The organism is Flavobacterium haoranii (genome assembly GCF_009363055.1).
GTDB lineage: Bacteria > Bacteroidota > Bacteroidia > Flavobacteriales > Flavobacteriaceae > Flavobacterium > Flavobacterium haoranii.
Window position 1 is genome coordinate 1672667 of the sequence record NZ_CP045292.1, and the last position, 23870, is coordinate 1696536.

A 23870-nucleotide genomic window follows, 5' to 3' on the forward strand; every position below is an offset into this window, starting at 1 on the left:
TCTGTACGGCAACTATAGTATACAAATGATAGCCCATTTAAATTTGTTCTAACGAATGAATTTAGATGGGTTTTCTTTTTCATGTTATTGCTATCGAAAACCTGAAATTTTAAAACTAATAGTATGGCAAGACCAAAATCTGATGTAGAAAATTTAAGAGTATTTCAGGTCAATATCCGCCTGACTTTTGATCAGCAAATTCTGATTGAAAGTCTAGCTCAAACCTACGGTCTATCTGTTGTGGAATATGTTCGAAAAAGAGCATTGAATAAACAGTTACCCAAGCATGCTTTGTCTCCAATTAATCGTGAGTTATTGATTGAACTTAGTCGCATTGGAAATAATGTAAATCAGCTAGCGAAAAAAAGCAATCAAAACTTTTTGGATAAATACGTGTTCAATCGTGATTTAAGAGAATTGAAAGAAATTTTAAATCAAATTAAAACAGAACTTTTAGAATGATAGCAAAACAAGGAAAGGGCAAGGATTTTTTTCATGTTTTGAAATATAATCAAGGTAAAGTCAAAAAAGGTTTTGGAGTTGTTTTAGAGACTAACTTAGCTTCAGATAAAGTAGTTATGCAAACAAAAGAATTTAATGTAGTTCGACAATTACGACCAAATTTATCTAAAGCAGTTTATCATACATCGCTTAGTTTACCCTATACCGATTCGCTTTCAGATAAGGGATTCACAGACCTAGCTCGAGAGTATTTAGAAGGAATGGGGTTTGACGATAATCAATACATCATTTACAAACACACCGACCAAGATCATGCCCATGTTCATATTGTGGCGAATCGCGTGAAGTTCTCTGGTGATGTAGTAAGTGATTCACAAGATTATAAACGAAGTGAAGCATTGGTAAGAAAGTTGGAGTTGAAATACAACTTAACTGTTTTAGAAAAAAATAAAGAATCGAATGTACTTTCTAAAGGAGAGATTGAAAAGTGTTTACGAACAGGCGAAGTTCCTGAAAGATTAGAACTTCAAAGAATCATAAATGAAATTATAAAACATAATCTCTCCATTTTTGAATTTGAGAAGAAGCTTAAAGAGAAAAAAGTCAATATAAAACTTAATGCGAGCCTAGAGGGAAAAATATCAGGTATTTCCTTTGAGTACAAAGGAAAAACATACAAGGGAAGTCATGTAAATCGTAACAACCTATCATGGAATAAACTTAAAACAAAATTATATGAACAAAACAGAATCGATCCAGTTATTCTCAAAAATACTGGAAGAATTAAAGAAAATCAACGAGAAACAACAAGATTTGTCCAATCAGTTAACAGAAACAGCCAAAGTTTTAATCAAGAATCAACACATACTTTTAAAGAAAATCGAGGAAATGAAATAAAGAAAAATCCTAGACCAAGACGATAATTAAACAAAAACAATGAAAGCCGAAACAGCATACAACGTAATACAAGCACTTCCTCAACAGGAAGTCGAAAGGCTGTATAAAATGTTGGGTGTTGTTTCAGCTTCTTTTACTACAACAAAAAAAGCTAAAAAGAAACCGCTAATCTCCGATGCGGAAGCTACTGAATATCTTTTGAGGAAATTGAGGAAACTATAGTATTCATTTTTTAGTTTAATAATCTTCTTAAATAGTTTGCATTTTAGAATTCACTCAATATAATTAATTGTTTTATTACATAATTGATCAAGCTCTTTAAAAAGTTCAACGAAATTAACGAATCTCTCCTTCTTTCCAAGCCTTAGAATTTTATCATTAAAATCTGATTTGGAACCTGTAATTTCAAATACACCTGGAATTGAAGTTTGTGTTACCATATTGTTTTCTTGGAGAATTTCTATAGGAAAGTAATGTTCTATCTCGAAAAATTTGAATGCTTGTTTTTCTTGATGATATGCTTTGTATGTCTCTTGTTCGGGGATAGGTAACATTATAGCATAAATATTCATATCTTTTACTTTTTTTACTATCCCATTTGTAGTTTCAAAAATTTTAGGTAAACCATTGAATTCTTGGTATCCTTTTGCATCGTTGTCAAATATTCCAATAACTGTTTTACTTTTGTCAAAATCAGTTTCTAAGTCTTCAGCTAATCTCATTAAAAATGCTGAAAGTTGTTGTGCGCCTCCAGCTTTTGCACTTAAGATATTTTCAATTGCTGTTATGCTCCAATATGGCTCATCATTCATGGTTAAAACTCTAAAAGCATGGCTAATTATGGAAGCATCAGTCTTACCTTCAGTGAATAATTCTACTTGTTTTATTGGATTTAACCTTTCAAACGTTGTATGTCTTAAATTTTCTGATGGATTTTCAAGTAAAAATCTAATACTTCTTGTATATTTTTTCTTCTTTGATGCTAATTTGTAATCTTTACGCATTTTAGCTTCATTACCATACTCAAGAATATCAATCGCTTCATCAAAAAGATATACAAATAAAGGAATTGTTAGAAGCTTTTCTTCTTCAAATAATATATCCAGTTTGGTTGTGTCTTTAACCCTTCCTGTATTCAATGTAGCAGCTATGCAGAAAAGTTGATATAGTCTTGTAAGTTTATCTTTTTCAAATTGAGTCCCTTGGAGGTTTTTCATTTCTGAATGCAATTCATCAAACGCTAATTGTAAAGGATCTCTAAGAGTTATCGAATTGTAATGTATAAAAAACCAAGCAAGATTCGCGACAGCAATATCTGTATCCTTTATTCCTCGGAAAAAAGGAAACTTCTGTTCTGCTAATTGTTTAACTCCAGAGTCAGCTCTTATTAATAAGTCTAATGCAGCTAGTACTGCATTTTTACGATTATCAGAATGTGTCATCCATAGTGATTGAAGTATATATCCCAAACCAGAAACAGCTAATAAATGCTCATGAAGCAACTTGTACTTTTTGACTCTCACTACGAGTGAATCTAAGAAATTTTTCATGTTCTTGGTGCGTCCAGTATAGAAAATCGCTGTATTTTGCCAGTTATATTCACAGAATTTTTCAATTATTTCCTTTTCAAGGCCCTGTCTATCTTCATCGTCAAAAATCTCCCTTGACGCATAATACTCTAAAAAATGATCGTGTTGATATGTAACGAACTGTTGTTCATCTACATACAGAACACCAGTTCCATCGGTCATTGATTTGATCAAATCAGGAATTACATGTTCCTCAATCGTTATAGACTGTCCTTTAAAATAGTCAACAACATACTTTATAAAATCATCAAGTTTTAATCTAGTTCTGTTTGTAGACTGTATTATTTTTAGAGCATACATTTGTAAGATTTTTTCTTTGACGTCAAGTCGAAGAAATTCTAAATTTGAATTAACATTTAATCTACCAAGGAGAAATGTATTGAAGTTATCATAAACGTCTGTTATAGTTGCTGGAACCTCGTATCCATTTTCTTCAAACAAAACCGATACAAGTGATATCGTTAATGGGGTAGAGGGAATACGTTCCAGTATTTTATTGTCTTGTAAACTATTCCATAATTCTTCAGATTTCTTTAAATCACGTTTAAAAAAGGTATCTAAATATTGTTGAACTTGATGGAGATCAAAATTTGATAACATAGTGTGGATATGTTCACATATTTCGCACCCTTTTGTTAAATTCTCATAATTCCTAGTTGCAATTACAAAACTTAAATTTTCTTTCTCAACAATGTTATTTAATTCGCTGAATATTCCCTTCTGTTTTTCAGTTTCAAACTCGTCAATAGAATCAATAAGAACCAGAACTCTGTAATCATCAAATACTTTATCAAGACCTTCTTTACCTACTAGATTTTCAATTTCTCTTTCTATGGCTTTATCAATTGAATATTCTGTGTTCGCAATCAGACTGGTTTTGATTCTAATTGGTAAAATTTTATCTATTGAATTCTGATTGTGTTCAATAGCTAATTTTCCAATTTCTTTTAAAAGAGTGGTTTTTCCAGTTCCAGCATCTCCAGAGAGAAAATAATTATTACTGTCTAAATATTGGTCTTTTTTAAACTTAATCCTAAGAAGTCTACCTGTTTTATCATCATCCTTGAATCTATAAATTTTTGGTTCTATAAAGATGTTTAATAACTCTTCAAATTTTTTATCTAGTTTTAATGCTTTTTGTAGTTCGCCATTTGATTCAAGATTATTGATGAAAGCATCTTCAAAGCTTTTTAAAAAAACATCATTATGTCCCCAATATTCTGGTAGATGTTTGTCAACAAGTTGTACTAAAAATGATTCTTCCCAAAAAATAATTTTATCTGTATTTAATTCCTCTTTTAGCCAATTTTTAAAATAATTAGAAATTTTCTTTTCATTGGAACTAACGACAATAATTTCATCATTCGGTATAATGTTTTCTTTTAATTGATCTAAAATTAATTGCAATTTCCCTCCAAGTTCACTTAGAGTGCAAAGAATTTTAATATCACGATGACCAAGTGCTGAGTCTTCTGTGGCTGAAAGCATGTATTGATTTATGGACTTTATTTCATTTAGGCCAAGTTTTTCTGCTATTTTAGTTACAAGTGTTACTAAACTTTGAATGTCTGGGATGTTTTTTACTGTTTTTTTTCTCATGATTTTTTATTAATCAATTCGTTTTTTTAAAACTTAAGTATTATAAACTAAAATAGTAATGGGTTTATTATATAAAAAAATGATAATCAGCTAATTTAAAAACCTTCTGCGGATTAGCAAATACTTTTTAAAATTATTTTCTTACTCTAGTAAATTAGAATAATCCTCGGGTAATTCTGCATCAATATCACGTAAATATTGTTCTAGAGCTGTCATAGTATTATGTCCTGTAATATGAAGTAGTTTACTCTTTGTTTCAAATGGAGAAAGTGTTTTTCTCATTTCGCGGTAAATTTTAGTAATGTAGGTATGACGAAATGAATAAATACCGTAATTACTATCCAAAATAAAATAATCTTTATCGCCCTCTTTTGCTTTTTGCGTGAAGAAATCTTTTACTTCTTTAAAACGTTTAGTAAAGTAATCTCTTCTGTTGTCATCTGTTGCTTCCCAAGTGTCAGGTTTTCCGCTTGGAGTAAAAATGTAATTATCAATTTGGTAATCTGATAAAAATGAAAGTTCATCCGCTAGTATAGAAGGGATAATCTTTTCTTTAACGAGTTTATTTTTTGCTTTTACAGTTAGTTTGTTTTCTCTAAGATTAATATCTTCAACTTTTAAGCGACACACCTCTATTGGACGTAAGAAATTGTACGACACAAATTTTATAAAGAGTAAAAGATTTGGATCATTTTCTTTTAAATATTCTAATATGCGTTCCAGTTTAAAATCCGAATATGATTTGTTTCGTTTAGGTGGTGCTTTTATTACTTTTATTTTCGATATAAAATTAGAAGGAATTATTCCATTATCCTCAAACACTTGAAACAATGTACTAATATCGGTTCTAGTGTTATTTCGATTTCGTGGAGAAGATGAAAGTAACACTTCGTTAAGATAATCAAGTACAATGGTTTTATCTACAGATGTAATGAATCTATAACTAAAACCTCTACTTTCTAAATATTTTTCAAATCGTTTAATTCTAGATTTAAAACGAATATACGAGTTTTCAGTAATGGAGCTTTTTTTAATGTTTAAACCAAATTCAAAAGCGTCTTTAACCGACATCGTTTCTTTTTGCGATTCACTATTTTCGTAAGGATTATAACCTTCTTTTAAAATTCTGGAAAGATTTCGGCGATAGGTTTCTAAAATCTCTAATCGTTCCCCTTTGGTTTTATAATAGTTAACGCCACCTTTAATAAAAGGTTGTTTTTCTAAAAGTCCAGTTTTGGGATTGCGAAAAGAAAAATACACAAACCATTCTTTTTTAAGGGCATTTTCTTGCTCCTCTTTGGTGTATTTGCTCCAAGTAGCCACATTTAGTCCACCTGTATAGATCTTTGGTTCGGAATATTTTCGTTTTGGCTTCAACTGAAAATCGTTTACGTTTTGGTTTACGATTTCTAAAATACGGAGAATTTTGGACATAAAAAAACGGCTTTGAAAAGTATTCAAAACCGTTAATTTACTGACCTTGAGGGTCTTTTTTCTACTTAGTAGCGGGAACTGGACTCGAACCAGTGACCTTCGGGTTATGAGCCCGACGAGCTACCTACTGCTCTATCCCGCGATTTGTGAGTGCAAATATACAAACTTTTTTTAAACTACAAAAAGAATTTAAAAAATTATGTAAATTATATATTTTCACTAAATTTGATTCATAAATTACTTCAGATGAAATCTAAAATAACTCTAAAGCAAATAGCAAAAGAACTTGGCGTTTCTGTTTCAACAGTATCTAAAGCTTTAAATGATAGTCCAGAAATTGGTGATGCAACTAAAGCTCGTGTTGTTGAGTTTGCTCAATTAAATAATTTTAAACCAAATGCCCTCGCAAAAAGTTTAAAAAACCAAAAATCTTTTACGATTGGAGTTATTTTACCAAATATCCTTAATCCGTTTTTTGCTAAAGTTTTTAAAGGAATTGAAGAAAAAGCGACAAAAATGGGTTATAATGTGGTAACAGCTATTTCAAACGAATCAAGACAGAAAGAAGCTTTAATGTTAGATATCCTAAATAATGGTATTATTGATGGTTTTATATTAGCATTGGCTGAAGAAACTCAAGAAAAAGAAGACTTCTTTCATCTTAACGAAGTAATGAAAAGTGGTACACCAGTTGTTTTATTTGACCGTGTATCTGAAAGCATAAAATGTGATAAAGTAATTGTTGATGATTACGAATCTGCAATAGATGCGACAAATCATTTGCTTAAAACTACCAATAAAAAAATTGCTTTAATTTCTACTATCGATAATCTAAGTGTAGGTAAATTACGTTTTTCAGGCTATAAAAAAGCTTTAGAAGATGCTAATCTTGCTCTAGATGAAAACTTAATTATTATTGATAACGATTTAGATACGTTTGATGAAAAACTTGAGCAATTAATTAAATCTAAAAAAATTGATGCTATTTTTGCTGTCGATGAATATGCAGCAACAAGTTGCCATAAAAAAGCAATTAAAAATGGCATTAAAATCCCCGAAGAATTATCGATAATTGGTTTTGCTGATGGTGTTTTTTCTAGAAGATTAACTCCAAGTTTATCTACTGTTAGTCAACACGCTCCAGAAATTGGCGAAAAAACAGTTGAACTATTACTTGCGAGAATTAATGAAAAAGATGAAACGGAGCGCTATAAATACAAAACTGAAATTATAAAAACTGAACTTCGCCATAGAGAATCTACAAAAAAATAACAGGTATCCCTACCGTTTTATTTTGTAAAGCTTTATAAAAATTTTATAAGCATATTAGTACTTTATAAACTATTTTAGCGTTCTATATGTCTTGTGATTTTAATGAAGCCAATTAAATTTTATAATACATTTCTAATCTTACTACTTTTATTTACATGTAGTGTTTCTTTTGCGCAAAATAGTGATGAGCCAAAAGACAGTGCACGAGTTTATAAAAATATTTATGATTTTTCTAAAAAATCAAAGTTTTCAAAGTTTGTTTATGAACTATTATTCGATAAAAATGCATTAAAAACAAATAAAATAAACTTTAAAAAGAAAAACAAACCTACTATTGAACACGAATTTCATAATGGGAAAATAATTCGAAATATTACCGTAATAAGTTATGATCCTTTTGGCTATTCGGTCACTGATTCTTTAAAAAAGCCAGATAAAAAATTAGAAAACGTTGGAAATTCAATTCACATTAAAACAAAGGAGTTTACTTTAAAAAACTTACTTTTATTTAAAGAAAATGAAGCCTACGATTCGTTAAAAGTTATTGAATCGGAACGTTTAATAAGAAGACAACGCTATACTCGAAGAACTCATATCGATATTTTACCGACAAGTTCAAACGACTCAATTGATGTTGTATTAAAAGTGTTAGATTCTTGGAGTTTATTGCCAAACGGAAGTTTATCAACTAGTCAAGGAGAAGCTCGGTTAACGGAAAGAAATATTTTAGGTCTTGGACATCAAATTAGTGGTTTATATAAATATAGATTTGATGATAACCAAAAAACAATTTCCAGTCGCTATTTGATTAACAACATCAAAAACACTTTCTTATCACTTGAGTTTGGCTACGACAATGATTTTGATAATAACAGTAAACGAACAATCGAATTAAAAAGAGAATTCTTTTCACCATTAACAAAATGGGCTTTTGGTGTAAGTTTTCAAAACACAACTCAGAAATATAATTTTTATCAAATTATTCCTGATAGCACTTTAATACAAGATACAAAATCGGAATATGAAGATTATTGGATAGGACGATCGTTTAAGATTTTCAAAGATAATTCTTATAAAAGCCGAACAACTCGACTCATAACTTCTTTAACTTACAACAAAAAAATATTTAAACAGAAACCTGAAGATTTTGTCGATTTGTATGATTATTATTCGAACGAAAAAAATGTAATAGGATTAATAGGAATTTCTTCTCGTCAATATTATCAAGATAAATTTCTTTTTAACTATGATATCATTGAGGATATTCCTTATGGTAGAACATTGGCTTTAACAATCGGAAATCAAGAAAAATTTAACACAAATCGACTGTATTTAGGTTCCAAAATTGCGTTTGGTCAAAAATACACTTTTGGTTATTTAAGTAGTTCAGCAGAATTTGGTTCCTTTTTCAGAAATAAAAAGTCGGAACAATCGGCTTTTCGATTTGAACTCAACTATTTTACCGATTTAATTCCTTTAGGAAAATGGAGTATGCGCCAATTCATAAAACCAACATATATTTTAGGAAACAACCGTTTAAATTCTGAGAAAGATTTACTTACATTAAGTGAAAATATGGGAATTCAAGGTTTTAACAGTCCTATTACTGGAAACCAAAAATGGGTTTTAAATTTACAAACACAAACTTATTCTCCAGGTAGTTGGCACGGCTTCAGGTTTAGTCCATATTTCAACGCAACTTTTGGTTCGCTTATGAATAAAAACACTGCTTTTTTAAATACTAAAATTTACTCTAAATTTAGCGTAGGATTATTAATTAACAACGATTATTTAGTATTCAACAGTTTCCAAATTTCATTTTCATATTATCCTTCTATTCCATTTGAAGGAACTAATGTTCTAAAAACAAACTCGTTTGAAAATACCGATTTATCAATTTCCGATTTCCAAGTGAGTAAACCGGCTTACATTAGATATGATTAAAGGTTAAATATCGTTTAGCGTAATTAATTTACATTTTAAAGCATATACTACAACTCCAATAATATTTTTAGAATTTGTCTTCTCAATTATATGACGTCTGTGCGCTTCAACAGTTCTATGCGCAATATTAAGTTCATCAGCCATTTCTTTACTACTCAATTCTTTGGCTGCCAATTTAATAATATCGATTTCTCTTGATGTTAATTGTGCGCTATCTTCCATGTAAGACATTGTAGATTCGTTTGCCTTTTTCTCCCATAATAAAGCTTCACGCAAAACTGAACCAAGTTCGTTACCAAAATAATAACCTTTATCTCTTACACTTCTTATAGCTTCTTCTAATTGATCTGGGTTTGAATTTTTAGTAAAAAATCCGTGTGCGCCCATTTCCATAACTTTATGAATACTCTCTTTTGTAGTTAACTGAGAAATAATAATAATAATAATATGTAAATCGGGATAATTTTCTCTCAGAATTTTACAAGTTTCAAAACCATCCATTTGTGGCATTTGAATATCTAACAAAACTAAATCAATAGGATTTGATTCTAATTTTTCTAAAAATTCTATACCATTTTCAGCCTGAAAAGCCACTTCAATCCCTTCAAAAGAATTTACTAAAAGGGCTAAACTCTTTCTAAATAATTGATGGTCATCAACTATAGCTATTTTCATCGATTATTTTTTTACTGAAATTACAAATTTATTACCCTTCTCTTGCAAGATTTGTTCAAAATTTGCTTCGATAACTTTAATTCTAGAACTAATATTTTTTAAACCTGCTCCTTTCGATGTTGCATAAAGTTCTTTAAAATTATAAGGAATTCCGTCGTCTTCAATTTGTAAAACATAATTATCTTCAATTTCTTGCAATTGCATATTACAAATTGAAATTTTTCCGTATTTCATCATATTCGAAGTAAATTCTTGACTAATACGGAATAATTCGTAAGCTTTATCTTGAGGAATTTCGTACTTAAACTCGTTTGCGTTTAAAACGAATTTCGCTTCACTTGTTTTATTAATTCTATCTAAATAATCTTGTAATGCTGGTACAAAACCTGCTTTTTCTAGAAGTGGTGGCATTAACTTATAAGAAACCAATCGAGTATTTTCTAATGCAGCTTCTACTCCATTATTAATTTCTGTAAACATTTCTCTTTTATCGGCATCGGTTTCTATTTTTAATAGAATGGAAATAAAATTGCGCACTGCATTTAAATCGCCCGAAACTCCATCATGAATATCAGCAGCAATACGTTGACGTTCATTGTTTTCACTTTCTAAGGAAGTCTTCAAAAGCAATTCGGCTTCTTTACGTTTCATTTTTAAAAGGTAGGTTTGATAAAAAACCTCTAAAAACAAAAGCACTAACACTAATATAACAATTAGCGCTGTTCCTATAATGATTAATGAACCTACTTGATTATTTTCCAATAAATTACCTTTTACAATGCTGATATCGCTAGTTATCGTACATATGTTTTACAACGTAAAGGTATTAAAATTGTTGTAAGAATAAATTGATTTTTTGAAAAAACTAAATTCTTTTATATGATGATTTACAGACTACTACTATCACAACTATTTGGACATGATTCAGTTCGATCAATTAAAGCATAAGAAACTTTAAAATTTACTTTCATTTTTATCAAATTTTAAAAACTTTAGTAAAGTTACTGTTATAATAATTCTTGATATAGTATTAAATGATAAAATTATATTCCTTAATATAAAAGCATTTTCTCTATTATTTTTCCAAAAATACTCGGTAAATAAAAATGATAAAGAAGTACTTAAAATATAAAATAAAATTACACCTATTATATAAAACCCTGTCCTTTTATACAATGGAGTTTCTTCAAAATTTTTAAAAACATTAATAAACCACAATATTCCACTTACTAAAACTAAAAGTATAGTAAAAATCACAAGTGGTTGGTCTGCAATTTTTGTATTATCCCAAGTAATAATTAAATAAATATAAAGTAACAAGTAACTTAACGAAAAAAAACTATAAAGCTTTTTTAACTTTATTTCTTTATAAAAAAACCATAAAAGAGTATAAAACTCTAAAAAGTCATATAGTCTTATCCATTTTTTGACACTATATTTAAAAAAATGACATTCAACAAAAGTTGCAAAAAACATCAACACAATGAAAGGAAGAAAATTGAAAATACTTTTTTCAATTTTTCCTCCTTTAAAATAATAAAATAAAAATACTATTAAAGGCAAAAAGCCTGTAATTTTATAACATATTCTTAATAGCTCAATATTCAACTTAGTTAGTATAAAGGACTTGTTATATCACAATTATTAGGGCAATCTTCACCTTTATCTACAAGAATAGCCGTCATATCTTTACCTGTACTATCAACTCCTACTAAAACTACCGCTATTTTTTTTGCAACTGAATCGTAGCCATAATAAATACGTACACCTATAATTCCTTCTTGATTTAATATTAAGTTAAGTGTTTCTATTCCATAAAAACTTGCTTTGATTTCTCCTGGAAATTTTGCTTGGAAATTTTGAATTAATTTTTGTGCTTCTTCTAAAGAGATTTCTGCACCTGAATTAGGGGTAATAGCCATAATAAGTTTGTTATTAAGGTTAATAATGTTATAAAAATAAAAAGATTTTTTAATAAAAAAGAAAAAAATACTGGATTATGATTAAAATTTTGATAGGTATAGAAACTATCGAATAACTAGCGAAATAAACTACTTTTTAAAAAAAGCAGATGAAAAAACTGCCCAAATTATTCTTATTGCTAAGAATAAAAAGGCATAGGCAATGAAATGCCCAAAATCATAATCCAGTATATAATTTATTAAAAGTGCACAAGACAAATAGCCTATTGAACAAATCATAGTACTAATAAATAAGTCTGGTTCACTTTTTCTTTTATTTTGAAGCTTGTAAATCAATAAAAAATGAGTTAAAAAGTAATTCATTAAAAACCACGAAAATGATAACAGTATACTAATGAATACAATAAAGTAAAAATCTAAATCTAATAACAATGGACTTTCAACTTTATCAACTAAATCAACTCTAAACAAGAAAATAGCAATTAAAAAATAATATGCTAAACCCAATATAGACAAGAAAAATGTCTTTGGACTCACTATCATTTTATTATTAACTGCTACTTTCATCTGTTTTTACATTATTTTTGTAGAAATGACTTGTAAATAATAACCCATACCTAACCAAAAATTACTTTGCCATTTCTACATCTTAAAGTTAGTTTCAAGTTTTAAAAAAAACAATACGTAAAAACACCTATTTTTATACGTAGAAACACCTATTTTTTAACTTATTTTAAAATTTTATCTTTTAAAAGCATGTTTTATACTTTTCAAAATAATCAAAAAAATCTTCTTTTTTGTTATATTTGATACACTAACCAATTAATACTATTTATTATGTTATTTAATCTAATTGCTGTTGTTCTAGCAGCTTTATCTACTTTCGTAGTAGGCTTTATTTGGTACAACCCAAAAGTTTTCGGAACTATCTGGATGCAAGAATCGGGAATGACTGAAGAAAAAGCAAAAAAAGGTAATATGTTAAAAATTTTCGGACTTACCTTTATTTATTCTTTATTAATTGCTTTTGTAGTTCCTTCAATTGTAATTCATCAAGTTGGCGTTTTACAAGCGGCTGGTGGAAATATGGAAGATGAAGCTTACAAAGCTTTTATGATGGTTCATGGTGAAATGTTTAGAAGTTTTAAACATGGAGCTTTACACGGACTTATTTGCGGAATTACTTTTGTATTACCAATTATTGCCATCAACGGTTTATTTGAACAAAAATCTTGGAAATATATGCTCGTAACTGGTGGTTACTGGGTAGTCTCTTTAACTATTATGGGAGCCATTATTTGCGGATGGAAATAAAAATATGTTAGTTTTTTAACATTTAATTATACACTAATCGTCTTACTTTTGTGTGAGACGATTATTTTTTTGCCCTTGGAAAACATTTCTTTTAAAATTTATAAATCTACTACCGAGCTTCCTGAAAACTGGGATTATGTATCGCATGATAACCATTTTTTACAAACTCCTTATTTAAATGTTTTAGAAAAATCGGCTCCTGTTAATATGGAGTGTTTTTTTATTGGTATTTTCGAAAACAACGAATTAATAGGAACTTCTCTGGCTCAATATCTCGATTTAAATAAATTAGAATCTTTTGGGGAACGAGATAATTGTTTCAAAACAAAAATTAGAAATTTTGTTTTTAGAAATTTTGCCTCACACGTTTTGTTTATTGGTAATAATATGATAACTGGTCAAAACGGTTATACATTTATAAAACCTATAGACTTTAAGCATGTAAGCGATGTTATGATGCAATGTTCAAAAGCACTAATTCAATATTTTAAAGAAAAGAAAATTACCATTCATATTGTAAGTTTTAAAGATTTCTATACAGAATGTTCTGTAGAATTAAAAAAATATGATTTTGGTGCTTTGTACGAATTTTCGGCACAACCTAATATGATTTTTTATTTGAATAAAAATTGGAAAACTAAAGAAGATTACATTCAAGCTTTTTCAAAAAAATACAGAGACCAATATAAAAGAGCGCATAAAAAAATTGAAGGCATTGACGTTAGAGAATTATCTTATGACGATGTATTAAAATATGAAACCAACATTTATAACTTATATTATTATGTTGCTAAAAATGCGCCTTTCAATACTTTTTTCTTAGACAAACATCATTTTTCTACTTTTAAAAAACAATGTGGCAATAGATTTAGAATTTGTGGCTATTTTTTAAATGAAAAATTAGTTGGTTTTCATACCATTCTTTTAAACGGAGAAACCTTAGAAACTTACTTTTTAGGTTACGACGAAACCATTCAAAAAGAAAGCATGCTTTATTTAAACATGCTTTATAATATGACCGAATTTGGTATTGAAAATGGCTTTAAGAAAATTATTTTTGGCCGAACTGCGCTAGAAATTAAAAGTTCAATTGGTGCCGAACCCGTTAATATGTCGGGGTTTATTTTACACACTAATAAATGGGTAAATAAATTTATGGATAAAATTTTTCCAAAACTAGAACCCGAAGTTCACTGGCAACAAAGACATCCGTTTAAATAGTTAGCAGTATTCAGTCACAGTATTCAGTTTTTTTACTTAGACTGAAAACCGATTAATATTATAGCCCTGATAGAGCCAAGCACCGTGTGCAGGCGAAAGCTGGAAATAGCTTCTAATTAAAATCTTCGATTTCCATTTGAACGTTTTCCCAATCTTCCATTAATTGTTCCAAATCTTTTTTCTTTTTCTCGTAAGCCGAGAAGAAATTTACATCTTCGATTAACTTTTCATAATTCTTAGCTAAATTTTCATCGTCTTTTTGAATTGCTTTTTCTAACTCATTAATTTGACTTTCTATTTTACTAAGTTTATTTTGTAACGATTTTTGTCTTTTTTGATCTTCGTAACTAAGGTTTGTAGTTTGTAGTTTATGGTTTGTAGTTTTTATTTCTATATTATCTTTTTTCTCAATTTCACGCATATTTTGAGCATTGCGCTGTTCTAAAAAGAAATTGATATCGCCTAAATATTCTTTAATTTTTTGATCTTTGAACTCATAAATTGTATTTGCTAAACCTTGCAAGAAATCACGATCGTGCGAAACCAAAAGCAAAGTTCCTTCAAAGTTTTTTAATGCCTCTTTTAAAACGTTTTTCGATTTAATATCTAAGTGATTCGTAGGCTCATCCATTAATAAAACATTTATAGGCTGCAATAACAATCGACACAAAGCCAATCTGTTTCGTTCTCCTCCAGATAAAACTTTTACTTTTTTCTCTACGTCGTCGCCTCTAAATAAAAATGCACCTAACATGTCGCGTACTTTTGATCTATTGCTATCGTTTGCCGCTTCAATCATAGTGTCTAACAACGTTTTTTCACCATCTAAATATTCAGCCTGATTTTGAGCAAAATAACCTAATTGAACGTTATGTCCGAGTTTAATTTCTCCATCATATTTAAATTCGTTCATAATCGCTTTTGCAAACGTAGATTTTCCTTGACCATTTTGTCCTACAAATGCTATTTTACTTCCGCGTTCAACTAGAATTGAAATATCGCTTAAAACTTTTTTATCGCCATAATGTTTAGAAACGTGCTCTGCTTCTACTACTACTCTTCCTGGTGTAACAGATACTGGAAAAGAAATATTCATTACTGAATTATCGTCTTCGTCTACTTCAATACGTTCTACTTTGTCTAATCTTTTGATTAACGATTGCGCCATTGCTGCTTTTGATGCTTTGTAACGAAAACGCTCAATTAATTTCTCGGTTTCTTCAATTTTCTTTTGCTGATTTTTTTGCGTTGCCAATTGTTTCTCGCGAAGTTCTTCGCGTAAAACTAAATATTGCGAATAAGGCTTACTGAAATCGTAAATTTTACCAAGCGAAATTTCGATAGTACGATTGGTTACATTATCTAAAAACATTTTATCGTGAGAAACGATTACTACAACTCCAGGGAAGCCTTTTAAGAAGTTTTCAAGCCAAATGATACTTTCGATATCTAAGTGATTGGTTGGCTCATCTAGAAGCAAAATATCGTTGCTTTGTAATAACAATTTTGCTAATTCGATACGCATACGCCATCCTCCTGAAAAAGATTCGGTTGGATTATTAAATTCTTCGCGCTTAAAACCAAGCCCTAATAAAATTTTCTCGGTATCGCCTACATAATTATAACCACCTAATATTTCATATTGATGTGTAACTTCACTTAACTCATCTATCAAATCATGATAACTTTCACTTTCATAATCGGTTCTATTCGCTAACTGATGGTTAATTTCATCAATTCTAAACTCGGCACGTTTAATTTCCTCAAAAGCCTGATAAGCTTCTTCTAAAACTGTTCTACCTTGTTCAAAGTCGATATCTTGCCGTAAAAAACCTAATTTAATTTCTTTTTCTGTTGCTATAACTCCAGAATCAGGTTGAATGTCTCCTGCTAAAATTTTTAACATTGTCGATTTACCCGCACCATTTTTACCAACTAAACCTACTCTATCTCCAGCACCAAGTCTAAAGGTTACTTCATCAAATAAATATGTTCCACCAAAAGAAACCGATAAGTTATGTATATTAAGCATATTTTGTTACAATTGTTACACATATCAAACTATCCTGTAGTATCTTTGTGTAAATATTTTTGCAAATGTTAAAAAAGGAACGAAACTCAATAGCATTTTAACAGGAAGTTGTCCAAAATGTCAAGAAGAAAGCATGTATGAAGACAATAATCCTTACAATTTAGGTAAAATTTACAAAATGCATGAAACTTGTAGCCATTGTCATACAAGATATAAAATTGAACCATCATTTTTTTATGGCGCTATGTATGTAAGTTATGGCTTAGGTGTAGCATTAGGAATTGCCGCCTTTATTATTTCATATGTTTTTATTGGAACATCTCTGAAAACGGCTTTTATTTCGATAATTGTAACTTTAGTTTTATTGTTTCCGTTAATGATGCGAATATCCCGAAATGTTTGGATTAACTTTTTTGTAAGTTATGACAAAGATTGGAAAGATCATTTAAAAGAAAAAAAGAGCTAAAATTTAGCTCTTTTTTTATAATATCTATCAATGTTAATTTCATCATCTAACTCTATATTATTTTCTAAATAATTAAATAGATTTAAAGCTAAATAAGGAGCTAGCATAACACCACGGGTTCCTAAACCGTTTAAAACATGCAATCGTTTATAAGTGTAATGCGTACCTACTAAAGGTCGTCTGTCATTAACTGTAGGTCTTACGCCAGCTAAATGTTCGATTATTTCGAAATCACAATTGATAACTTCTTTTAGTTTTTCTACTAGCTCAGTTTTTCCAGCCTCAGTTGGGAGATTTGTTTTGTCTTTCCAATCATAAGTTGCACCAACCTTATAAATATCATTACCAATTGGTAGAATAAAAACACCTGATTTTACAATTTTATCAAGTTTCAAGTTTGGCGCTTTAATATGTAACAATTCACCTTTTGTTCCATCTAAAGGCAAATCATTAAAAAAAGGATTTTGATGTAAACCAAAACCTTCAGCGAAGATTATTGATCTAGCTTTTATTTCCATATATTGAACATAATCTTTTTCAATTATAAGACTATTATAATCAAAAGTTTCAGATGAAAAACAATTTATATTTTTTAAAAAATCTTGATAAAAATTAACAAGTGTTTTGATATCTAAGTAACCCGAACAAAAAACATCTCCAAAACCAAACGATGAATCGATGGCTTGAAAAGTCTCATAATTAATTTTAGAGTTTAAAAATGGTGAAAGTGAAGGTTTATCACAAGCAACAAACCAATTGTTTTGCTCTTCTATAGAAGCAAACTTTCTCAGCAATTGCAATGGATAATCAAATTTAACCTCAAGCTTTTTTTCAAGTTTTGGATAGAAATCTTGACAAATATCAACTTGCTCTTGAGCCTTCCAAATCTCAGTAAAACGTTTTAAAACAACTGGATTATACATACCACCTGCAACAGTAGAAGACGGTTGTGAATAGTTATCAAAAACAAAAACACTTTTACCATTATCTAAAGCAATATTTGCAAAAGAAACTCCTGCTAAACCACTACCAACAATAATATAATCTATCATGATACAAAAATAAAAAAACTCTCATCTTTATAGATGAGAGTTTTACAATAAATTGGAGGAAAATTTATATTAATAGTTCCACATATCTTGTTCGAAGTCGCGGATCTTTTCTTTTACTCGCTCAGATTCTAATAACTGCATTTGAGCGTTTTCTTTTAAATAATCTTTGATTTGTCTATCTGCATAAACATTTTCTTCTTGGTAAATTACCGCACCAAAACGTCTTGCATTTAAAACATGGTCAAAGCTAAAAGGCATTGCTGAGTTTCTATTATTGAAGGCTTTTGATTTGTGTAACACATCTCTAGCAGCTGGGAAATAAACCCAAAATAATTCAACCATTTCATCAGTATCAGGATTATCTTTATAAACCTGTACATCAGGAACAACAGGACAAATTCCAAGCATTCTATACTTTAATTCACCTTGTCTTTTATCAAAATACCAATATCCAACAATTTTGTAAGCTTTTACTAAATCAGCTTCAATCTCATATTTATTGATATATTGCTCGTCAATTTTTTTTGTTCCAGCTCTATAAGCTTCATAATCCTCGTTCATTTGCTCTCTACCAGCATCAGTAGTATCGATTGCAAATAATGAAGACTGAATATCTTTAAGAGTCTTTTTTGTAGTAAAATAACTATCGTCATAAACTTCAGTTATAATACTGTCTTGAATAGCTTGCTTTAAAACATCATAAAGAGGTTTTCTATCGGGACCTAAATCTTTCTCAACTGGGTAGTATAATGGAAAGTTAATTCTTTCATCAAGGTCAACTATTTCCCACACTCTTTTACCCATTAAGATATCTCTATCCATAACATAGCCATAAGGTAACGGCATGTCATTTTCAGCAACTAATTCAGCTTCAGTTTTTTTCCCGATTTGGTCAGGAGTCTTTGCATTTAATAAATTAGATTGTGCAAAAGTCAAAGTTGAACTTAAACCTATTGCTGCTACTAATATAAATTTTCTCCAATTCATTGTTAAGTCTTAATTTATTTGGTTTTGTATAATCAGAAATTATTATAAAATTTCAAATGTACAAGGTGAAACTTTTTTAGGAATTTGGTTAATACCCTCAAATCTTGTTTTGATATCAGAGATAACAATAACATCACCTTTTTGTGCTTTTTGTACAGCCGAACGCGCTCTACTATCTAATCTGTTTCCAGATACAACGATAGTTGGTTGCCCAGGTACTTTAATATTAAATCCAGTTACTGTACAAGTTACAGGAAAATCAAAGTCTTCTAACATAGCAGAAACTTGAGCTACTTCTAAACTTGATTTTGGACCTTTAGCTTTATCCTCACCTCTAATTAAACCTGTTGGTGAAGGAATTCCTTTAATACGGAATACTTTTTTATCTACAACGTTACCAGTAGGTAGTTTACCAGTTACATTAATAGTAACTTCAGTACCAGAACCTGGGTTTAATGTATATTTTCCACCAGTTCCTTGTTTAGTTAAACCAGGAGCAGAAGCTGTAACATCAGAATCAGCGATACCAGCGAAAGTAATTGTCATAGGGTTAGGAACACCTCTATAAACTACGTTCATTTTATCTGCTGAAACGTTAGCACTCTTAGGTCTCGGTACAACAACATATTTACCATTGAAAGGAATTTCAATTGGTTTGCTATCTTCCATGAAAGTAAATGTACCAGCAACAGGGTGCTCACCAATTCCACCAGCAGTAGTTTCGATTACAGCTTGACCATTATCAATTTTACCAGGCCCTTTGAAAGCAGTTGGAACAGTAGATGCATCATATTTACCTAACACAACTTTACCTGTAACTTTTTCACCTTCGAAGAAAACATTTTTATCTAAAGCTACAATAGCTTGAAAATTTTTCATTGACGCAGCTGCTTGTAATGAATTTCCTAAGAATAAATTATAAGCACTAGCTTCAGTATTCTTAACATCATTTTGTAAAGCTGTAACAAAAGTTAAAGTAGATACTGCAGGGAAACCTTTAGTTTTATAATCTAAATATTTAACTTTTACACCTTCATTATTAGTTATATCAGCTGTAGAAAATTTCTTTTCTAATTCAGTAACAAATGGTTTATACTTAACGTCAACACCAATTACTTTTTTGATATCAGCAACGTATTTTTCAATTTTACCAACGATTTCAGTACCTCTTGGAGAGTATCCATCTCCTTGGAACCATTTCTCATCGATAGTTGATTTATCCATAGCTTCGAAAGGTAATTTACCAGTTTTTTCGTCTACTTCAAAACCTTCAGTTACTTCAGCCTTAACACCATCTAAGAAAGTGATAAAATCTTTAGAGATTTTTGCAACTTCTTGTGCTTTTTTAGCAGGTTCACCATATTTAGCTGGTTCATCACTTGCTTTTGTATTTAAAGCTGATAATAATTGTTCATTTGATTGATCAGTCAATTTATTTGACTCATCGAATTTATCATTAAAGTTACCAAAAGCGGTTAAAACCTCTTTTGACATATTTAAAGCTAGCATCGCGATGAAAACCAAGTACATTAGGTTAATCATCTTCTGTCTAGGGGTTAACTTTCCTCCTGCCATTTCTTAAAATTGTTTAAATTTAAATTAATAAAAATTGAATAATAAAGTGATAATAAAATTATCCTCTGTTACTCATAGCAGAAAGCATTCCTCCGTATACTGCATTTAAAGAAGCAATATTTGAAGTCATTGATTGCATTTGCTCTTTTAACTTAGAAGCATTTTCAGCGATTTCAGCATTAGCTTGAGCATTTTTCTCAGCACCAACTAATTGCGCTTGATATAAACTATTTAAAGATTTTAAGTTATCAGCAGCCGCTACCATTTCTTGAGCATATTGTTTTTGAGAAGCAATAGCATCAACAGTTGGAGCGATATTTTTTGCAGCACCTTCAAAGTTTTTAATACTGTTTCCTAAACTAGCCATTAACTCACCGTCAATTTTAGCTTCTTTTAACATGTTGTCTAATTTTTGAGATAATAAACCTTGAGCATCTTCTGGTTTCTCAGCTTTTTTATCTTTTGGTTTAGTTTCACCACCCGCTAATTCAGGGTAAACTAAAGACCAGTCTAATTCTTTTTCAGGAGCTTCAAACGCTGACAATCCGAAGATGAAAGCCTCAGTTAATAATCCAATGATAAGCATAGGTCCTGCACCTGGCCAGTGCATTAATTTGAATAATGCTCCTACAATTACTACCGCCGCACCCATTCCGTAAAGGAAATTCATTACTTTTTTACTTAAAATTGCCATAATAAATAAATTTTAGTTAGTTAAGTTAAATATAAATTAATTGGTTAAATACTATTTTGGTCTAGTTCCAGTTGCTGCTGTTCCCATGTAATCTTGAACAGTTCTGAAACCAATGTAACTTCTTGCTGAATCTGCATACTCGAAATCTCGCGTTCCTACTTGTAAAAAGTAACCTACATCTTTCCAAGAACCACCTCTAACCACTTTTCTTTGGTTTTTATGATCTGGAACATTTGGATTCATTGTAGAAACAAATTCATATGAAGAAGGACTGTAAGCTGACTGAGTCCACTCAGAAACATTACCTGCCATATTGTATAAGTTGTAATCATTAGGCTCATAAGATCTAGCTTCTACAGTATATAAAGCACCATCAGCAGCATAATCCCCTCTATTTGGTTTAAAGTTAGCCATAAAACAACCTCTATCATTTTTAGCATAAGGACCTCCCCAAGGGAATGTTGCAGACTCAATACCACCTCTTGCAGCATATTCCCATTCAGCCTCAGTTGGTAAACGGAATGAATTTACTTGATCTCTACCTTTTTTCTTTTAATATAAGAATTCTTATATAAAGTTCTCCAAGCACAAAAAGCTTTTGCTTGATTCCAACTTACACCAACTACTGGATAAGCATCATAAGCAGCATGCCAAAAATAATCATTATGCATTGGCTCATTATAAGAATATGCGAAATCTTTAATCCAAACCGTAGTATCAGGATAAATTTCGATAGGAGGATTATCATCATAAAGACCTTTTCTTCCTTTTTTCTTAACTGCTTTATTCCAATCAACCTCTTTATATCTGAATTGTAATTTTGACACATCCATAGTCTTTAACCCATTATATGACTCAGATTCTGGCAAATACATTGAATCCATTACCTCAACATAATATTCGTCAGGATATTTTTGAGGATCATCGATCAATTTCATTTTACGATTCAATTTTCTTCCTGCATACATGTCATCATCTGTACCTACACTGTAATAGTTTTCATACATATATTTGTCGTACGGAGACATTTCTTCAACGTTTGCATCAGCGAAAGCATAATCACCAATACTTCCTCCATCTTTACCTCCACGACCTCCTTCAGCGGGTTTTTGACCCACTTCATCAGCAAGAATAGCCAATCTTGTTCTAACAATTGAGTCTTTTACCCAATTAACAAATTGACGATACTCAGCATTTGTAATTTCGGTCTCATCCATGTAAAATGAACGAACCGTTACTGTTTTCGTAGGAGCATCTTGAATGTTCGCTAAATCATCATCTGATTTACCCATAATAAAAGCACCTCCTGGAACCAAAGTCATTCCATAAGGTTTTTCAGGATGCCATTTTCTACTTTTAGCACCCACAAGTTCACCTCTGTCGCCTTTACTACAGCTAACTAATAATGACAAAATTGCCGAAAATGCAACTAACTTCTTCATATAAAATTTGGGTTAAATGTATTTTACTTTTTAAGGGCGTAAACCTATTCATTAATTTTGAGAAAAACAATTTTTTTTCAAAAAAACCTTAAAAAAATCTTAAAAACCTTTTTGATATCACAAATAGACTCTTAAAAGATATCTTTTACAATAAGTTACGCCTTTGTGCCTTCCACCATCTTTCAGGCATTTCTTGCTCGCACGCCGCTAAATAATCGTCATGAGTGCAAGGTAATAACGTATTTCTTTTATTTTATTATTATTGTTTGTTAGAAATGGTATTTCTATCCACCATCTTCCTGTTTTATTACTCTTATAAAAGATTAACTCTTCTTCTTCTATCAGAACAATATATTTTAAAAAGTTTTCTTTTCCTCCAAATGGATATTCATTCGACCTAAAACAATAACCTTCTAAAAAATACCAGATTATCTGGGAAGCCAAAGATACTTCTTTTATTGAATTATGAAAGTTAAAAATACCGAAGCTTGAAACTTTATCACTTATCCCGGTATACCTAGCTAAGGCACATATTTCTTTACCAGAAAATCCATTTGGATTGAAGGTTTGAAAATTACCTGAATGAGAAAATTCCACTGACATTAAATCAAAAGTAACTAAATCAGCATCTCTTAACACTGGTTCTGCAATTGCTAAATTATTTGATACTTCACCTAAGCGATATGCTTCAAAAAACAACTTCTCAACTAAATCAATTTCCTCTTGAGAATTAAAATAGGTTTGATAACCTAAATTAGCAAAATTGAATAAATTATTAGGTTCTTCAACAACAATACTTGACAAATAAGAATTAAAAGGTAAACCATTTTCTTTTGCAAAATCAAACTTACTATCAACAGCAACCAAATTAACCATTTGATCTAAATTATCGTAAGCACGATACATAGGATAAGTTAGATCTTGAGTGCCACCAATTATTATTGGAAAAATGTTTTTTCTATGTAATTCTTCACAAATAGACTTTACCAAAAAATATGTGTCTTCTAAAGAAGCACCAGCTTGAATTGTTCCTAAATCGGCTAATGCAAATTTCCAATTCCCTGGATAAAGAGCATAAAAATATTTTCTAAAGTCATTAAAACTATTTGTATCGTTTTCTAATTCTGCACCTCTGTATTCATTAACAGTGATTAAAGCGATAGAGGTATTATCTAAATTAGGAAACTCATCACAAGTATGCAAAGCAATTTTTTTTCCGATTGTTTGAGAAGACAAACTGCTTACAAATTCAAAAACTTTATCTTCAATTGGTACTAAAAATTCAAAAACCAT

General features: G+C 30.1%; 19 protein-coding genes, 1 tRNA gene and 2 pseudogenes. 7 read left to right on the plus strand and 15 right to left on the minus strand.

What is annotated here, in order from left to right; genetic code table 11:
* Positions 1-123: 123 nt before the first annotated feature.
* Together GCU34_RS08085 and GCU34_RS08090 are read left to right on the plus strand one after the other, a co-directional pair.
* Positions 124-462, plus strand: a complete 339-nt coding sequence (locus tag GCU34_RS08085; RefSeq protein WP_072784533.1) for a plasmid mobilization protein — start codon at positions 124-126, stop codon at positions 460-462.
* Positions 459-1385 carry a relaxase/mobilization nuclease domain-containing protein gene (locus GCU34_RS08090; RefSeq protein WP_072784534.1) on the plus strand — a complete coding sequence of 309 codons (927 nt, stop codon included), beginning with the start codon at positions 459-461 and terminating at the stop codon, positions 1383-1385. The genes GCU34_RS08085 and GCU34_RS08090 overlap by 4 nt, the downstream gene beginning before the upstream one ends.
* 246 nt (positions 1386-1631) lie before the next feature.
* On the opposite strand, the gene GCU34_RS08100 is transcribed toward GCU34_RS08090, so the two are convergent.
* From GCU34_RS08100 to GCU34_RS08110, 3 genes are all read right to left on the minus strand, one after another.
* Complete coding sequence (locus tag GCU34_RS08100) at positions 1632-4547, minus strand: NACHT domain-containing protein (RefSeq protein WP_072784537.1); 2916 nt, start codon at positions 4545-4547, stop codon at positions 1632-1634.
* Between the two features lie 141 nt (positions 4548-4688).
* Positions 4689-5981, minus strand: coding sequence for a tyrosine-type recombinase/integrase (locus GCU34_RS08105; protein WP_072784539.1), 1293 nt, complete (start codon positions 5979-5981; stop codon positions 4689-4691).
* Positions 5982-6050: 69 nt separating this feature from the next.
* Positions 6051-6123: transfer RNA gene (locus GCU34_RS08110), tRNA-Met, on the minus strand.
* Between the two features lie 104 nt (positions 6124-6227).
* Between GCU34_RS08110 and GCU34_RS08115 the strand changes: the two genes are divergently transcribed.
* Positions 6228-7253: a LacI family DNA-binding transcriptional regulator gene (locus GCU34_RS08115; protein WP_072784540.1), complete on the plus strand. Its 1026-nt coding sequence runs from the start codon at positions 6228-6230 to the stop codon at positions 7251-7253.
* 102 nt (positions 7254-7355) lie between these two features.
* On the plus strand, positions 7356-9197 hold the full coding sequence (locus GCU34_RS08120; protein ID WP_072784542.1) for a BamA/TamA family outer membrane protein: 1842 nt from the start codon (positions 7356-7358) through the stop codon (positions 9195-9197).
* A 3-nt stretch (positions 9198-9200) separates the two neighbouring features.
* On the opposite strand, the gene GCU34_RS08125 is transcribed toward GCU34_RS08120, so the two are convergent.
* The 5 genes from GCU34_RS08125 to GCU34_RS08145 form a co-directional block, all read right to left on the minus strand.
* Positions 9201-9872, minus strand: coding sequence for a response regulator transcription factor (locus tag GCU34_RS08125; RefSeq protein ID WP_072784544.1), 672 nt, complete (start codon positions 9870-9872; stop codon positions 9201-9203).
* Positions 9873-9875: 3 nt separating this feature from the next.
* Complete coding sequence (locus tag GCU34_RS08130; protein WP_072784545.1) at positions 9876-10634, minus strand: sensor histidine kinase; 759 nt, start codon at positions 10632-10634, stop codon at positions 9876-9878.
* Positions 10635-10826: 192 nt separating this feature from the next.
* Entirely contained in the window at positions 10827-11480 is a 654-nt protein-coding gene (locus GCU34_RS08135; RefSeq protein WP_072784546.1) for a hypothetical protein, read from the minus strand.
* A 5-nt stretch (positions 11481-11485) separates the two neighbouring features.
* Positions 11486-11794, minus strand: a complete 309-nt coding sequence (locus GCU34_RS08140; protein WP_072784547.1) for a hypothetical protein — start codon at positions 11792-11794, stop codon at positions 11486-11488.
* Between the two features lie 129 nt (positions 11795-11923).
* Positions 11924-12361, minus strand: a complete 438-nt coding sequence (locus GCU34_RS08145; protein WP_072784548.1) for a hypothetical protein — start codon at positions 12359-12361, stop codon at positions 11924-11926.
* Between the two features lie 270 nt (positions 12362-12631).
* Here GCU34_RS08145 and GCU34_RS08150 point away from each other — a divergent pair, with 270 nt between their 5' ends.
* Together GCU34_RS08150 and GCU34_RS08155 are read left to right on the plus strand one after the other, a co-directional pair.
* Entirely contained in the window at positions 12632-13108 is a 477-nt protein-coding gene (locus GCU34_RS08150; RefSeq protein ID WP_072784549.1) for a DUF1761 domain-containing protein, read from the plus strand.
* 75 nt (positions 13109-13183) lie between these two features.
* A complete protein-coding gene (locus GCU34_RS08155; protein WP_072784550.1) occupies positions 13184-14329 on the plus strand; it encodes a GNAT family N-acetyltransferase in 1146 nt (381 codons plus the stop codon).
* A 112-nt stretch (positions 14330-14441) separates the two neighbouring features.
* On the opposite strand, the gene GCU34_RS08160 is transcribed toward GCU34_RS08155, so the two are convergent.
* Positions 14442-16361: an ABC-F family ATP-binding cassette domain-containing protein gene (locus GCU34_RS08160; RefSeq protein WP_072784551.1), complete on the minus strand. Its 1920-nt coding sequence runs from the start codon at positions 16359-16361 to the stop codon at positions 14442-14444.
* Positions 16362-16494: 133 nt separating this feature from the next.
* Between GCU34_RS08160 and GCU34_RS08165 the strand changes: the two genes are divergently transcribed.
* Positions 16495-16827: a DUF983 domain-containing protein gene (locus GCU34_RS08165; RefSeq protein WP_152378421.1), complete on the plus strand. Its 333-nt coding sequence runs from the start codon at positions 16495-16497 to the stop codon at positions 16825-16827.
* Here GCU34_RS08165 and GCU34_RS08170 read toward each other — a convergent pair.
* The 6 genes and pseudogenes from GCU34_RS08170 to GCU34_RS08195 form a co-directional block, all read right to left on the minus strand.
* The gene (locus tag GCU34_RS08170) at positions 16824-17879 is read right to left on the minus strand and encodes an NAD(P)/FAD-dependent oxidoreductase (protein ID WP_072784553.1); all 1056 of its coding nucleotides are present in this window, start codon (positions 17877-17879) and stop codon (positions 16824-16826) included. The genes GCU34_RS08165 and GCU34_RS08170 overlap by 4 nt on opposite strands.
* A 69-nt stretch (positions 17880-17948) precedes the next feature.
* A complete protein-coding gene (gene porN, locus GCU34_RS08175) occupies positions 17949-18866 on the minus strand; it encodes a type IX secretion system ring subunit PorN/GldN (RefSeq protein ID WP_072784554.1) in 918 nt (305 codons plus the stop codon).
* Between the two features lie 42 nt (positions 18867-18908).
* Positions 18909-20441, minus strand: coding sequence for a type IX secretion system motor protein PorM/GldM (gene porM, locus GCU34_RS08180; RefSeq protein WP_072784556.1), 1533 nt, complete (start codon positions 20439-20441; stop codon positions 18909-18911).
* Positions 20442-20499: 58 nt separating this feature from the next.
* On the minus strand, positions 20500-21135 hold the full coding sequence (gene porL, locus GCU34_RS08185) for a type IX secretion system motor protein PorL/GldL (protein WP_072784559.1): 636 nt from the start codon (positions 21133-21135) through the stop codon (positions 20500-20502).
* A gap of 51 nt (positions 21136-21186) precedes the next feature.
* Positions 21187-22577: pseudogene (gene porK, locus GCU34_RS08190) on the minus strand (T9SS ring complex lipoprotein PorK/GldK).
* 145 nt (positions 22578-22722) lie between these two features.
* Positions 22723-23870, minus strand: a pseudogene (locus tag GCU34_RS08195) (formimidoylglutamase).

What these genes read in the sequence shown, in the direction of transcription:
- GCU34_RS08085 (WP_072784533.1), top strand. Translation starts at nt 124, where the DNA reads ATGGCAAGACCAAAATCTGATGTAGAAAATTTAAGAGTATTTCAGGTC.
- GCU34_RS08090 (WP_072784534.1), top strand. Translation starts at nt 459, where the DNA reads ATGATAGCAAAACAAGGAAAGGGCAAGGATTTTTTTCATGTTTTGAAA.
- GCU34_RS08100 (WP_072784537.1), bottom strand. Translation starts at nt 4,547, where the DNA reads ATGAGAAAAAAAACAGTAAAAAACATCCCAGACATTCAAAGTTTAGTA.
- GCU34_RS08105 (WP_072784539.1), bottom strand. Translation starts at nt 5,981, where the DNA reads ATGTCCAAAATTCTCCGTATTTTAGAAATCGTAAACCAAAACGTAAAC.
- GCU34_RS08115 (WP_072784540.1), top strand. Translation starts at nt 6,228, where the DNA reads ATGAAATCTAAAATAACTCTAAAGCAAATAGCAAAAGAACTTGGCGTT.
- GCU34_RS08120 (WP_072784542.1), top strand. Translation starts at nt 7,356, where the DNA reads ATGAAGCCAATTAAATTTTATAATACATTTCTAATCTTACTACTTTTA.
- GCU34_RS08125 (WP_072784544.1), bottom strand. Translation starts at nt 9,872, where the DNA reads ATGAAAATAGCTATAGTTGATGACCATCAATTATTTAGAAAGAGTTTA.
- GCU34_RS08140 (WP_072784547.1), bottom strand. Translation starts at nt 11,794, where the DNA reads ATGGCTATTACCCCTAATTCAGGTGCAGAAATCTCTTTAGAAGAAGCA.
- GCU34_RS08145 (WP_072784548.1), bottom strand. Translation starts at nt 12,361, where the DNA reads ATGAAAGTAGCAGTTAATAATAAAATGATAGTGAGTCCAAAGACATTT.
- GCU34_RS08150 (WP_072784549.1), top strand. Translation starts at nt 12,632, where the DNA reads ATGTTATTTAATCTAATTGCTGTTGTTCTAGCAGCTTTATCTACTTTC.
- GCU34_RS08160 (WP_072784551.1), bottom strand. Translation starts at nt 16,361, where the DNA reads ATGCTTAATATACATAACTTATCGGTTTCTTTTGGTGGAACATATTTA.
- GCU34_RS08165 (WP_152378421.1), top strand. Translation starts at nt 16,495, where the DNA reads ATGTATGAAGACAATAATCCTTACAATTTAGGTAAAATTTACAAAATG.
- GCU34_RS08170 (WP_072784553.1), bottom strand. Translation starts at nt 17,879, where the DNA reads ATGATAGATTATATTATTGTTGGTAGTGGTTTAGCAGGAGTTTCTTTT.
- porN (WP_072784554.1), bottom strand. Translation starts at nt 18,866, where the DNA reads ATGAATTGGAGAAAATTTATATTAGTAGCAGCAATAGGTTTAAGTTCA.
- porM (WP_072784556.1), bottom strand. Translation starts at nt 20,441, where the DNA reads ATGGCAGGAGGAAAGTTAACCCCTAGACAGAAGATGATTAACCTAATG.
- porL (WP_072784559.1), bottom strand. Translation starts at nt 21,135, where the DNA reads ATGGCAATTTTAAGTAAAAAAGTAATGAATTTCCTTTACGGAATGGGT.